This is a genomic window from Leisingera sp. M658 (assembly GCF_025144145.1).
In the GTDB taxonomy this organism is placed as follows: Bacteria; Pseudomonadota; Alphaproteobacteria; order Rhodobacterales; family Rhodobacteraceae; genus Leisingera.
Genome location: NZ_CP083546.1, coordinates 2,984,002 through 2,997,300, shown reverse-complemented (window position 1 = coordinate 2,997,300; position 13,299 = coordinate 2,984,002). Strand labels below are relative to the sequence as shown.

The following is a 13,299-nucleotide window of genomic DNA, read 5'->3' as shown; positions in this document are numbered from 1 at the left end:
ATGAAATATATCTCGACCCGGGGCCAAGCGCCCGAGCTGACCTTTGAAGACGCGATGCTGACCGGGCTTGCCCGCGACGGCGGTCTCTATGTGCCGGCCGAAATCCCGCAGATGTCCCAGGATGACATCGCCGCACTGGCCGGTCTCTCCTACGAGGAAACCGCCTTCCGCGTGATGCGCCCTTTCCTTGGCGACTGTTTCACCGACGAGGAGTTCCGCGCCATCATCGCCCGTGCCTATCAGGGCTTCGGCCATGCCGCCCGCGCACCGTTGAAGCAGCTGGCGCCGAACCATTTCCTGCTGGAGCTGTTCCACGGCCCGACGCTGGCGTTCAAGGACTTTGCGATGCAGCTGATCGGCCAGCTGTTCCAGTCGGCACTGGAACGCCGCGGCGACCGGGTGACCATTGCAGGCGCCACTTCGGGCGATACCGGCTCGGCGGCGATGGAGGCGTTCCGCGGTCTCAGCAACGTCGATGTGTTCATCCTCTATCCGCATGGCCGCGTATCGGAGGTGCAGCGCCGCCAGATGACCACGCCGCAGGATGCCAACGTCCACGCGCTGGCTGTCGATGGCGATTTTGACGATTGCCAGGCACGCGTAAAGGACATGTTCAACGACTTCGATTTCCGCGACGGCGTGAAACTGGCCGGCGTGAACTCGATCAACATCGCCCGCGTGCTGGCACAAGTGGTCTATTACTTCTCAGCCGCCGTCAGCCTTGGCGCGCCGGGCCGCAAGGTCAGCTTCACCGTGCCGACCGGCAACTTCGGCGACATCTTTGCAGGCTTCATCGCCAAGCAGATGGGCCTGCCGATCGACCAGCTTGTCGTCGCCACCAACCAGAACGATATCCTGCACCGCTGCCTGTCGGGGCAGGGCTATTACAAGGGCGATACCGCGCCCTCAATCTCACCCTCGATGGACATCCAGGTGTCGTCCAACTTCGAGCGCGCGCTGTTCTATGCCTACGGCCAGGACAGCAAGGCGGTGGCGCTGTTGATGGATGAGCTGAAGACCGGCGGCTTTGACGTCTCCCAAGGCGCGATGCAGGCGCTGAGCGAGACCTACGTCTCGGGCCGCACCTCCGAGGCGGAGACCCTGGCGACCATCAAGTCCGAGCTGGCCGCCTCAGGCGAACTGCTGTGCCCGCACGGCGCCGTCGGGGTGAAGGTCGCAAATGAGCACCGCCAGGCAGACGTGCCGATGATCACGCTGGCCACTGCGCACCCGGCGAAGTTTCCGGCAGCGGTCGAAGATGCCAGCGGCATCCATCCGCCTCTTCCCCCGCGCATGGGCGACCTGTATGACAGGCCGGAACGGGTGACCCGGATCGCCAACGATCTGGCCGCCCTTGAGGATCACATCAGAAAGAATATCGCGAATTGACAGTTCAGCAGCACACACTCGCCAACGGGTTCCGCATCGTCTCCGAACACATGCCAGGACTGGAATCCGCGGCGGTCGGGATCTGGGTCAATGCCGGCGGCCGCCACGAGCGGCTTGAGCAGAACGGCATCGCCCATTTCCTGGAGCATATGGCCTTTAAGGGCACCAAGACCCGCTCGGCCCTGCAAATCGCTGAGGAGATCGAGGATGTGGGCGGCTATATCAACGCCTACACCTCGCGCGAGGTGACGGCCTATTACGCCCGCGTGCTTAAGGGGGACGTGCCGCTGGCCGTGGATGTGATCGGGGACATCCTGCTGAACCCGGTGTTTGATGCCCGCGAGATCGAGATCGAGCGCGGGGTGATCCTGCAGGAAATCGGCCAGTCGCTGGACACGCCGGATGATGTGATCTTTGACTGGCTGCAGGAAGAAAGCTACCGCGGCCAGCCTTTGGGCCGCACCATCCTGGGCCCGGCTGAGCGCGTCAGCAGCTTCAACCGCGAAGATCTGCAGAGTTTCGTGGCTGAGCATTACGGCCCCGGCCAGATGATCCTGGCGGCAGCTGGCGGCGTGGATCACGAAATGCTGGTGAAACTGGCTGAGCGGCTGTTCGGCCACATGGAAGCCAAGCCCGATTTCACCGCTGAAGGCGCGCGGTTCACCGGCGGCGAGGCGCGGCAGGTCAAGGATCTGGAGCAGGCGCATTTCGCGCTGGCTTTTGAAGGCCCCAGCTATCGCGACCAGTCGATGTATACCTCGCAGATCTACGCCAGCGCGCTTGGCGGCGGCATGTCCTCGCGGCTGTTCCAGGAGGTGCGCGAAAAGCGCGGTCTGTGCTACACGATTTTTGCGCAGGCCGGATCTTATGCCGATACCGGCGCAATGACGGTTTACGCCGGCACCTCTGGCGAGCAGCTGGAGGAGCTGGCAGGCATCACCATCGACGAGATGAAACGCGCCGCCGACGACATGACCGAGGCCGAGGTCGAGCGCGCCCGCGCCCAGATGAAGGCCGGGATGCTGATGGGGCTGGAAAGCCCGTCGAACCGGGCGGAACGTCTGGCGCGGCTGGTGCAGATCTGGGGCAAGGTTCCGTCGCTGGAGCACACGGTTGAGCGGATTGAGGCTGTGACCACCAAGGATGTGCGCAGCATGGCCGAGGAAATGGCGGTTTCCGCACCGGCGGCTCTTGCGCTTTATGGCCCGGTTGCAGACGCCCCGGCGCTGGAGAGGCTGCAGGAGAGGCGCGCCGCCTGATGCTGCTGAACCGCCGCAAGGTCCGCATTGAAACCGAGCGCCTGACCCTCAGGCCGCCGGTGCATGCGGATTTTCACGGCTGGGCGGCGCTGCGGCTGCAGAGCCAGCCGTACCTTACGCCGTGGGAGCCGAGCTGGGCGGCGGACCACCTCAGCCGCAAGTCATTCACCAACCGGGTCTATTGGGCCCGCCGCTCGGTGGCTGGGGGCACGGCGCTGCCGCTGTTCCTGATCCGGCGGTCCGACAATATGCTGCTGGGCGCGATCACGCTTGACAATATCCGCCGCGGGCCGGCCCAGGCGGGTACGCTGGGGTACTGGACCGGGTTGCCCTTTGCCCGCCACGGCTACATGCGCGAGGCGATCGGCGCGGTGGTGCATCACGCCTTCAGCAAACTGGATCTCAGCCGGATTGAGGCTGCATGCTTGCCGGAAAACCAGGCTTCCCGCGGACTGCTGGAGAAATCCGGCTTCAAATACGAGGGCGTCGCTCAGTCCTATTTGCAGATCAACGGCCGCTGGCGGACCCATGTTCTGTATGCTTCGCTGCGGCACGACCGGCGCGGCAAAACCCTGACGGGCCAGGCATGACCGCAGGCGCACAGGCAGCCGGGAACTCCCGCCCGTCGCTGGTGCATTGAAATGCACCGCTTCCGTTGGGGGTAGCGCCGCACCTGCGGTGCGGCGCTACCCGGCCTCGCGGCCGGAAAGAGTTCTGCGGCCTGCCGTGGCCGCGCCCGGCGCAATTTTCCGCCCCGGGGGCTGACAACTGCGGTTTGCGCCCTAGAACCTGCTTCATGCGCGGCTTTTGCTGTCTCCTTTGGCTGATCCTCTGTGCCACTGCCCTCCAGGCCCAGGAGCGGCGGGCCAGCCATTGTATCGCGCTGGCCGGGGCAACCCCTGGCCTGGAGTATCTGCACCAAGCCGGCTGGCAGGATCCTGTTGCCCGGGACAGCGTGCAGATCCGCTATATCGCGCATGCTTCCTTCCTGCTGCGCACCGAAGGCGGGCTGAATGTGGTCACCGATTTCACTGGCTTCACCGGCGCTGCGCCGCTGATCCCGGATGTGGTCACCATGAACCACGCCCATGAAACCCATTGGACGGCGCATCCCGACCCAGCCATTCCCCACGTGCTGGAGGGCTGGGCGGCGTCCGGGGCAGGTGCCGAGCATCACCTTGATCTGGGAGAAATGCTGATCCGCAATGTCCCGACCGACATCCGCAACATGTTCGGCGGAGTCGAGAAGCGGGGCAATTCGATCTTCGTTTTTGAGGCGGCTGGCCTCTGCATCGGCCATCTGGGCCATCTTCACCACGTGCCGACCCCGGAACAATATGCGGCGCTGGGGCGGCTGGATGTGGTGATGGCGGCGGTGGATGGCGGCATAACCCTGCCGCTGGATCAGATGCTGGAGGTACTGGGGCGGTTGCGTTCCTCGGTCATTATCCCGATGCATTGGTTCAGCGACGCATCTCTGCAGCGCTTCCTGGCCCGGATCGGCCCTGAGTTTGATGTCGTGAATGAAGGCAATAGCGCCCTTACGGTCTCCCTGCGCGGCTTGCCCGGCCGTCCGACGATCCATGTGCTGCAGCCGAAGTACCTGGCTGAAGAAGAGTGACCTGCCTTGCCAGCCAGTGCCGCTTCCGGCATGGATAAGGCATGATGCTGAACCCCGCAGATACTGCCTTTGCCAACCATCTCTCGAACCTGCTGCCGGAAGGCGTGCTGCGGCCGCCAGAGCCGCGATACCTTGAGGAACCGCGCGGCCGCTACCAGGGGCAGGCAGGGGTGCTGGCCTTGCCGCAGACGGTGGAGCAGGTCTCACGGCTGATCCGCGAGGCCAATGCCGCCCGGGTGCCGGTTGTGCCCTATGGCGGCGGCACCAGCCTGGTCGGCGGCCAGGTGATGCCGGACGGCCCGGCGCCGCTGGTGCTGTCGCTGGAACGGATGAAAGCAATCCGGTCGGTCCACCCGCAGGAAAATGTCCTGATTGCCGAAGCAGGGGCCATTCTGGCGGATGTCCAGGCAGCGGCGGAAGGGGCGGGGCGGCTGTTTCCCCTGTCGCTGGCGGCAGAGGGATCAGCCAGGATCGGCGGCAACCTTTCGACCAATGCCGGCGGTGTCAACGTGCTGCGCTATGGCAATGCACGCGACCTTTGCCTGGGGTTGGAGGCGGTGCTGCCCTCGGGAGACATCTGGCACGGGCTGTCGCGTTTGCGCAAAGACAACACCGGTTATGACCTGAAAAACCTGCTGATCGGAGCCGAGGGCACGCTGGGGGTGATCACTGCCGCCGCGCTGAAGCTGTCGCCGATCCCTGTCACGCAGGGAACCGCGCTGTTCACAGTGAAGGACCCTGCTGCTGCCATTGCGCTGCTGGCTCTGGCCCGCGATCACGCCGGCGAAACCGTCAGTGCTTTTGAACTGATCCACTGGCAGGGCCTGGCGTTTCTGGCGGAGGCTCTGCCGGAGGTCCGCCAACCGTTTGACGAGGCGCCTGAGTGGTGCGTGCTGATCGAATTGGGCTTGCCGCAGGGCGTGGTTGCTGAGGACACCCTGGCAGAGTTGTTCGAAGCCGCAGAGGCGGCAGGACTGGTTACGGATGGCGTGATTGCCCAGTCCGGGTCTCAGCGGCAGGCGCTGTGGGCAGTACGCGAGAATATTCCGCTGGCCAACAAGGCAATCGGGTCGGTTTCCAGCCACGACATCTCGGTGCCGATCTCGGATATTCCCGCCTTCATCGAACGGGGCAGAGAGGTGGTCGCAGGTCTTGGTGATTTCCGCATCAACTGCTTTGGCCATCTGGGGGACGGCAACCTGCATTACAATGTGTTCCCGCCAAAGGGGCAGTCCCGCGATCAGTTCAGGCACATGCGTGAAGCAGTGAAAACGGCGGTGCATGATCTGGTTCATGCCTTTGGCGGCTCATTCAGTGCTGAGCACGGGGTCGGGCGGATGAAAACGGGCGACCTGGAACGCTATGGCGATCCGGTCAAGCTGGCGGCCATGCGGGCAATCAAACAGGCGCTTGACCCCAACGGCATCATGAATCCTGGCGCGGTGCTGAAGACCGGCTGACCCGTCCGGGCATTCCCAAGAACTCCCGCAGCCGCAGCAGCCCGGCTGCGCCGGACCGCCTGGCGGCTTTGGGCCCGGCGCCGCGCATCCGCGCGGCGTGCCCTTTCAGGCCCTTCAGGGCCGGAAAGGGCTATGCCCAACGGGAAGAGCCGTTCGCAAGAATGGCGTTTGACCGGCGGGAGCGCCCGGCGCGGACGTTGTCCTTACAGTGCTCAGAGGCCGTCGAATTCGCACAGTACATGAACATCCATGCCCATGCTCTCCAACAGCTTGCGGCCACCCAGTTCCGGCAGATCCACGATGAAGGAGCAAGAGACGATCTCACCGCCCAGGCGCTCAATCAGCTTGATGCCCGCGCCCGCAGTGCCGCCGGTGGCCAAGAGGTCATCAACCACCAGAATCTTCTCGCCCGGCTTGATGGCGTCGTCGTGGATCTCGACAATCGCCTCGCCGTATTCCAGCTTGTACTCTTCGCTGATGGTGGTGCCGGGCAGCTTGCCTTTCTTGCGGACCGGCACAAAGCCGACGCTCAGCTGATGCGCAATGGCGCCGCCCAGGATAAAGCCGCGTGCTTCAAGCCCGACCACTTTGTCGATCCGTTCGCCGGCATAGGGATGCAGCATCTGGTCGATCGCCATGCGGAACCCGCGCGGATCGGCAAACAGCGTGGTTACATCGCGGAACAGGATCCCTTCATGCGGGAAATCAACGATGGTGCGGATGTAATCCTGGACGGCGGGCTTCTTGGGCATCGGCTTGGTTCCCCTTGGCACAACTGAGACAGCAGCCCGGCTGCGTTACCAGGCCATGGGCGGTTTGGCCGATGCAGCGCTGTCATGCAAGGGGGGAAGCGTGAGCATGCGCTTCGGGGCCGCCGCGGGAGGCCTGCTGGCACTGGCCGCGGGCGGGGGCTGCGACGCTGGGGAGAAGTCACCGGGGAAAACGGGTGCTCCAGCGCATCAGCGCTTCCAGCGGTCCGTTTCTCGCAAAGATGTTCCAAACCCAGACCAGCACCATCGACAGGGCGCAGAAGCCAAGCGAGTAGCCGAAGATCCGGGAGGTGCCGAGCGAACCGTCCAGCTGGCCCATGGCTTCCAATGTGCCCATGCCCAACAGGATATGCGCCGCATAGAGGCTCAGCGCTTGCCGTCCTGGTGCTGCCAGCCATTCCCCCAGTCCAGCCTTGTCCAGCGCCGGGCCGATTGCCAGCATCAGCCCGGTCACGGCCATCGCGGTGCCGGAGGCTGCGATAATGTAGAACGGGCCAGGGGGAATGGCACTGGTGCCGAAGAGTTCGGCCAGCTCCGGATCCTGCAGCAGCATCCCGGGCAGGGCGCCCAGCACTGCCGCTGCCGCGCCCCAGAGGACCATGCGGGCCTGCACCCGGCGGCTGGCCAGATCCTGGCGGCCGATCCACATGCCCAGAAACAGGAAAGCGGCCCAAGGAAATACCGGATGCCAGCCATTGAAGAAGGAATGGCGCAGAAAGCCTTCCAGCGTCCAGAATTCCGCGTAGGTCAATGTGTCCCAGTTCCAATGGGCCTCGTAATCCAGCACCAGTAGCCCTGCCAGCCCGATCGCCAGCGTGCCCGCGGCGGCCCAAAGCAGCGTCCGGCTGGAGGCGGTCAGGAACGGCAGCGCCACCAGGAAATACAGCGCATAGAAGTGCAGGATGTCGGCGTCGAATATGGTCAGGTTCAAAAGGCCGATCACAAACAGGAACACAGCGCGCCGGAACATCGTTGCCCGGTCCGGCTTGCCCAGCGATACCCCGATCCCCGCCAGCATCACAAACAGCGCGGCTGCGCGGCCCTCCAGGCTGTTGGTGAACAGAGAGATTGCATCGGTTCCCGGCGCCACCTGCGCTGCAATGCGGAAATTAACCAGAACCATGCCGCAAAAGGCAAGGAAGCGGGCGATGTCCAATCCGTGAAGGCGCATGAAAGAGATCCTGAAATCAGCAACGTCGAAGCAAGGTCTGCTGCACGATAAAGGCACGCAGCCCGGCAAAGAAAAGAGGCGGCCCTGCAAAGACCGCCCCGATAGTTCAAAACTGTTGCAGCCTTGGATCAGCCCAGAACCCGGCCCGCCACAGCGTCCAGCTTGGCCAGCAGAGCAGGATCGCGTTTCTCGGGTGCAGTCATGATCGCATATTCCAGCGCTTTGTCGCAGCCATGCGGGCAAGCCGCACGATCCTGGCCCAGCAGACCGGGCAGGCGGCGGACCAGTTCGCGGGCATTGGCAGAGTTGCCCTGCAATGTTGCAATGATATCAGTGATTTCCACAGCGCCGTGCTCTGGATGCCAGCTGTCGTAGTCAGTGACCATTGCAACGGAAGCGTAGCATAGCTCTGCCTCGCGGGCGAGTTTGGCCTCGGGCATGTTGGTCATGCCAATGACGTCGCAGCCCCATTGCTCGCGGTACATCTTGCTTTCCGCCATGGACGAAAACTGCGGCCCCTCCATGCACAGGTAGGTGCCGCCGCGGTGGATGTTGATGCCTACATCCTTGCCCGCTGCTTCGGCAGCATTCGAGAGCCGCTCGCAGGTCGGATGCGCCACGCTCACATGGGCCACGCAACCGGTCCCGAAGAAGCTTTTCTCGCGCGCGAAGGTCCGGTCAATGAACTGATCCACAACAACAAAATCGCCCGGCGCCATTTCCTCGCGGAACGACCCGCAGGCAGAGACGGAGAACACATCCGTCACCCCCAGCCGTTTCAGCGCGTCGATATTGGCGCGGTAGGGAACTTCGGTCGGGGAATGCACATGGCCGCGGCCGTGGCGCGGCAGGAAGGCCATTTTCACGCCGTCCAGAGAGCCGGTCAGGATCTGATCCGATGGCGCCCCCCAAGGCGTTTCGACCGAGACCCACCCGGCGCCTTCCAGCCCGTCGATCTCATAAATGCCGGAGCCGCCGATCACGGCAATCATGGTTTCACGGGGTTCTGATGCGGTCACGTGCTGCCCTCCTGATGCTGTTATCTTGGATATGCACAAGCGGAGCCGGATTTTGCAAGAGCAAGGTGATCAACAGGGGGCGGCAGCTGTGCACCCCCTATGCACCGGGTGTGTGCCGATGGCGCGGGAGCCTCCGGCGGGAGTATTTTTGCAAAGATGAAACAGCGGGCGCTATTCGCGCCGTATAATCCCGGCAAGCGTTGCGGCGCAGGCAGCACTTGAAGAGGGACCAAGCGAACGTCCAAATCTTAACAAGCGCTAAAGTTAAGCGTCAGCCCTATTGACCGAATGTTTCGCGCGCGAAACATTGCGGCAGGGGAGCTGACCTAATTGCGGCATTGCAGCGCTGAACCTCAATCACAGGAAAGCCAAATGGCCGTCTCCGGCCCGCGGCGCGGTTGTGGTGGTGTCCGGCAGGCAAACACGAAAAACCCGCCATACGGCGGGTTCTCCGGTTTCGCATATCCCGGGCTCAGCCTTCGTAGTCGGGCAGGGCTTTCAACTCGTCTTCGGTCATCGAGATGTAGACGCGCAGATCCGAGCCGTCGTCGGCACGCAGGATGTCGATCTTCGACAGTTCCAGCTCAACCGGTTTCTCGCCCAGGCCGAGAAAACCGCCGACGTCGATAACGGCGGCCTTGACCTCGCCGGCATCAGTCAGCAGCAGTTCGGACACTTCACCGATCCACTCGTCATTGGAGTCATAGGCCGCTGCACCAGTCAGCTTCTCGGCGGTCAGATCGGCCTCTTCCGCAGTCATGTAGCCGTCGCGCTCTACCGGCACCCGGGGCTGCATGGCCCCTGTGGATTCAGCGTCGGTCATATGTTCAGCGGACCCGGTTTCTGCGGTGCCGGTTACCTCAGCCTCTGCTTCAACCTCTGCTTCGGCTGCGGCATCTGCGGCTTCTTCAACTGCGGCTTCAGCTTCAGCGGCCACTTCGCCCGCTTCCTCGGCAACCGTATCGGCGGCCCCTTCAGCCGCAGCCCCGGCTTCTGCAGCAATCTCTGCGCCTTGTTCGGAGATTGCCTCGGCAGCCTCTTCGGTGGCCGTCTCGGATGCGAAGGCAGGGAAAGTTGTAACGGCGGCCAGCGCCGTGGAAAGTAGCAGCTTTTTCATGACCATTCTTCCTTAATCTAAAGTGGTTCGTGGGTGAGCACTCGATGGAAAAACGCCTGGCAGCGGTGTTCGGTTCCCATAGGGCTGCGAAAAACCGCTGGAGGCGCCTCAGGTCCGGGCAAAGGGCAGTGTCCAGTCATTGGGCCGGTGCTGCGAATACCCCGCACCCTTGCCCCATTGGCGTATTTCCGCTAGGGGCGGGCTGCGGACACTCCCCTTTCAAGTACAGGTACACCCAATGAGACGCGCAGCCATGGCTTTGCTGGCCAAGCAGATTTCCCCGCCCAACCTCTCCATCATGCAGGACGAGGGCTTTACCGTGGCCCGCGTGCGCACCGAATTGCTGTCCGGCCTTACCGTGGCGTTGGCGCTTGTGCCGGAGGCAGTGGCCTTTGCCTTTGTCGCGGGGGTGCATCCGCTGGTCGGGCTTTATGCGGCCTTTATGGTGGGGCTGATCACCGCGGTGTTCGGCGGCCGGCCTGGAATGATCTCGGGTGCGACGGGCGCGCTGGCGGTGGTGATGGTGGCGCTGGTGGCGCAGCACGGGGTCGAGTACCTGTTTGCCACAGTGGTCTTGATGGGGATTTTGCAGATCATCGCGGGGGTGATGCATTGGGGCAAGTTCATCCGCCTGGTGCCGCATCCGGTGATGCTGGGCTTTGTGAACGGTCTGGCGATTGTGATCTTCCTGGCGCAGCTGACCCAGTTCAAGGACCCGGAGAACACCGAAGCCTGGCTGGGGAATGCGCAACTGGTGATGATGCTGGGGCTGGTGGGGCTGACCATGCTGATCATCTGGGGCACGCCTAAAATCACCGCGATCATTCCCGCACCGCTGGCCGGGATCGGCATTGTGGCAGGTCTGGTGATTGCCTTTGGAATTAATGTGCCGACCGTTGGCGACATGGCCTCAATCAAGGGCGGGTTCCCGTCCTTCCATAATCCGTTTGGCACCGGCGAGGGGCTGTATGGCACTGCCTTGGCACCGTTCACGCTGGAGACGCTGTGGATCATTCTGCCTTATGCGGTGATCCTGGCGGCGATCGGCCTGATTGAAAGCCTGCTGACGCTGAACCTGGTGGGCGAGATCACCGGCAAGCGCGGCGGTGCCAGCCAGGAATGTATCGCGCAGGGCGCGTCGAATGTGGTGACTGGTTTCTTTGGCGGCATGGGCGGCTGTGCGATGATCGGCCAGTCGATGATCAATGTGAAATCCGGCGGCCGGACGCGGATTGCGGGCATTACTGCGGCGCTGTTTCTGCTGGCGTTTATCGTTGTGGCCTCGCCGCTGATCGAGCAGATCCCGCTGGCGGCCCTTGTCGGTGTGATGTTCATGGTGGTGATCGGCACCTTCGCCTGGAACAGCTTCAAGGTGATGACCAAAGTGCCGCTGATGGATGCCTTTGTCATTGTGCTGGTGACCGTGGTGACGGTGATGACCGACCTGGCGATTGCGGTGGTTGTGGGCGTGATCGTCTCGGCGCTGGCCTATGCCTGGAACAACGCGCGCCGCATTCACGCCTATACCCGCGAGTCCGAAAGCGACAAGGGCGCCAAGGTTTATGAGATCGAAGGGCCGCTGTTCTTTGGCTCTACCGATGGCTTCATCGAGCTGTTCGATGTGGCAGGCGACCCGGATCACGTGATTGTGGATTTTGCCCGCAGCCGGGTGGTCGACCAATCAGCCTTGCAGGCAATCGAGGCGCTGGCGGGCAAGTATGAGGCCGAGGGTAAATCTGTGATGCTGCGGCATCTGAGCCGGGATTGCCACCAGCTGCTGACCAAGGCGGGGCATCTGATGGTCGATAGCGATGATGATCCGGACTATGAGATTGCGGTGGACTACTCGGTCAAAACCGGGGTTCTGGGCGGCCATTGACGCCTGATCGTTTGAAAGAGAAACCCGCGGGTTTTGCGAGCCGCGGGTTTTTTTGAAAGGGGCTCTGGCTCACCATACCAGCAATCGCTGGTCCGGATCCCCCATCCCCTGATCCTTGCCTGCCACCCGGTCCGCACCGAGCCAAGGAAAATAGCCGTCTCCCCGCGGGGCGCGGGGCCCCTAGGCGATTTTCCTTGTCCCGGCGCCGCCCGCGCGGCTGTCCGGTCTCAGGCGACGGCGGCTCCGGACCAGCAAATACTTGGGGCAGGCTTAGTCGGGGGCGAGGGTTTCCAGCATGTCGAGATCGCCGGACAGCAGTGCGGGTTCGGCGCGGCTGATCAACTCTGCCGGCCAGTCCCACCATTTGAGCGCCAGCAGGCGGGCGATTTGCGGCTTGGAAAAGCGGTAGCTGTGAACGGTGCCGGGATTGCCGGTAACGATGGCATAAGGCGGCACCGTGCCGCGCACCGCTGCTCCGGCGCCGATGATGGCACCGTCGCCGATACGGGCGCCGGGCAGGATCAGCGCGCCATAACCGATCCAGACATCGTTGCCTACAACCGTATCGCGGGTGTCGGGCTGAAAACCGGCCATCTGGCTCGGATCGAACACCTGGAAGGGATAGCAGCTAAGGCCTTCCTGCGCGTGATTGGCCGAGGAGGTGATGAACCGCGCGCCGTGGGCGATCTGGCAGAATCGGCCGATCACCAGCCGCTCGCGCGCGCCGGGGAACAGGTAGGGCGCCAGGTGCTGCGCCCAATTTTCCGGCGGATCGAAGTCGGAGGCATAGGAGTAATCGCCTGCCTTGATGTTGGGGTGATCCAATACCTGGCTGAGCATCACAGTGCCCGCGTGCGGGCTGCCGTCGGGCAGGATGATCGGGTTGCGTTTGCGCGGATCGGGAAGCGGCATGGCGGGCCTCAGTCGTCGGGACGGGTGAGCGGGAACAGCTCGCGCACCACTGAATAGTCGCGGTAGCCGAGGCGGGCCAGCGGCTGGAAGGCGGTCACGTCAAAAGTGCCGTCGCGCAGGCAGTCGTCGCGCAGATGCACGCCGGTCACCTCGCCGAAGACCACCTTGTTTGCCTCGCCCGGCAGGGTGACGATCCGGGTCAGCCGGCATTCCAGCGCGGCCGGCGCTTTGGCGACGCGGGAACATGCGATGGTTTCGCAGCCTGTGGCTTCAAGCCCTGCATGGGCGAATTCGTCCGCCTCCTTGGGCAGCGCGGCAGAGCTGGCGTTCATTGCGTCCCGCAGCGCGTAAGACACTACATTGACGCAGAACACGCCGGTTTCCTCGATATTGGCAACGCTGTCCTTGGTGCCCTCTTGGTCGGGCTTGCTGCTGGTGGAGGCAAACATCACCTGCGGCGGACTGTAGGCCACTGCGTTGAAAAAGGAATAAGGCGCCAGATTGTTCACCCCGTCGGCGGAACGCGAGGAGATCCAGCCGATTGGCCGCGGTGTGACGATGGCATTAAACGGGTTGTGGGGCAGGCCGTGGCCGTCCTCGGGTCGGTAGAACATTCTTGCTTCCTGCTTAGGGGATTTCAGGGGCTTAGGTGTTTGCCCAAGGCTTACGCCCGTGTTAGGCCGAATGCCAGCCTGCAGGGGG

Annotated in this window: 12 protein-coding genes; 6 read left to right on the top strand and 6 right to left on the bottom strand. The window is 63.3% G+C overall.

What is annotated here, in order from left to right; genetic code table 11:
- The 5 genes from thrC (at position 1) to K3724_RS14890 (ending at position 5,729) form a co-directional block, all read left to right on the top strand.
- Positions 1 to 1,389, top strand: coding sequence for a threonine synthase (gene thrC / locus K3724_RS14910; RefSeq protein WP_259986632.1), 1,389 nt, complete (start codon positions 1 to 3; stop codon positions 1,387 to 1,389).
- Positions 1,386 to 2,648 carry a pitrilysin family protein gene (locus tag K3724_RS14905; RefSeq protein WP_259986623.1) on the top strand — a complete coding sequence of 421 codons (1,263 nt, stop codon included), beginning with the start codon at positions 1,386 to 1,388 and terminating at the stop codon, positions 2,646 to 2,648. Before thrC ends, K3724_RS14905 begins: the two co-directional genes overlap by 4 nt.
- Positions 2,648 to 3,238, top strand: a complete 591-nt coding sequence (locus tag K3724_RS14900) for a GNAT family N-acetyltransferase (protein WP_259986621.1) — start codon at positions 2,648 to 2,650, stop codon at positions 3,236 to 3,238. Before K3724_RS14905 ends, K3724_RS14900 begins: the two co-directional genes overlap by 1 nt.
- A gap of 206 nt (positions 3,239 to 3,444) precedes the next feature.
- Entirely contained in the window at positions 3,445 to 4,269 is an 825-nt protein-coding gene (locus K3724_RS14895) for an MBL fold metallo-hydrolase (protein WP_259986619.1), read from the top strand.
- 41 nt (positions 4,270 to 4,310) lie between these two features.
- Positions 4,311 to 5,729 (top strand): FAD-binding oxidoreductase, encoded by a 1,419-nt coding sequence (locus K3724_RS14890; RefSeq protein WP_259986617.1) that lies wholly within the window; start codon positions 4,311 to 4,313, stop codon positions 5,727 to 5,729.
- Positions 5,730 to 5,941: 212 nt separating this feature from the next.
- Here K3724_RS14890 and K3724_RS14885 read toward each other — a convergent pair whose 3' ends face one another.
- The 4 genes from K3724_RS14885 to K3724_RS14870 form a co-directional block, all read right to left on the bottom strand.
- On the bottom strand, positions 5,942 to 6,481 hold the full coding sequence (locus K3724_RS14885; RefSeq protein ID WP_129371704.1) for an adenine phosphoribosyltransferase: 540 nt from the start codon (positions 6,479 to 6,481) through the stop codon (positions 5,942 to 5,944).
- A 178-nt stretch (positions 6,482 to 6,659) separates the two neighbouring features.
- Positions 6,660 to 7,670 (bottom strand): DUF418 domain-containing protein, encoded by a 1,011-nt coding sequence (locus tag K3724_RS14880; RefSeq protein ID WP_259986615.1) that lies wholly within the window; start codon positions 7,668 to 7,670, stop codon positions 6,660 to 6,662.
- Positions 7,671 to 7,798: 128 nt separating this feature from the next.
- On the bottom strand, positions 7,799 to 8,662 hold the full coding sequence (locus K3724_RS14875) for an S-methyl-5'-thioadenosine phosphorylase (protein ID WP_259992648.1): 864 nt from the start codon (positions 8,660 to 8,662) through the stop codon (positions 7,799 to 7,801).
- Positions 8,663 to 9,161: 499 nt separating this feature from the next.
- The gene (locus K3724_RS14870) at positions 9,162 to 9,806 is read right to left on the bottom strand and encodes a PRC-barrel domain-containing protein (protein WP_259986614.1); all 645 of its coding nucleotides are present in this window, start codon (positions 9,804 to 9,806) and stop codon (positions 9,162 to 9,164) included.
- A 238-nt stretch (positions 9,807 to 10,044) separates the two neighbouring features.
- On the opposite strand from K3724_RS14870, the gene K3724_RS14865 reads away from it, so the two are divergent.
- Complete coding sequence (locus K3724_RS14865) at positions 10,045 to 11,685, top strand: SulP family inorganic anion transporter (protein WP_259986613.1); 1,641 nt, start codon at positions 10,045 to 10,047, stop codon at positions 11,683 to 11,685.
- Positions 11,686 to 11,955: 270 nt separating this feature from the next.
- Here K3724_RS14865 and K3724_RS14860 read toward each other — a convergent pair whose 3' ends face one another.
- A complete protein-coding gene (locus K3724_RS14860) occupies positions 11,956 to 12,597 on the bottom strand; it encodes a CatB-related O-acetyltransferase (RefSeq protein WP_259986612.1) in 642 nt (213 codons plus the stop codon).
- A gap of 8 nt (positions 12,598 to 12,605) precedes the next feature.
- Positions 12,606 to 13,211, bottom strand: a complete 606-nt coding sequence (locus K3724_RS14855; protein WP_259986610.1) for a flavin reductase family protein — start codon at positions 13,209 to 13,211, stop codon at positions 12,606 to 12,608.
- Between the last annotated feature and the right edge of the window lie 88 nt (positions 13,212 to 13,299).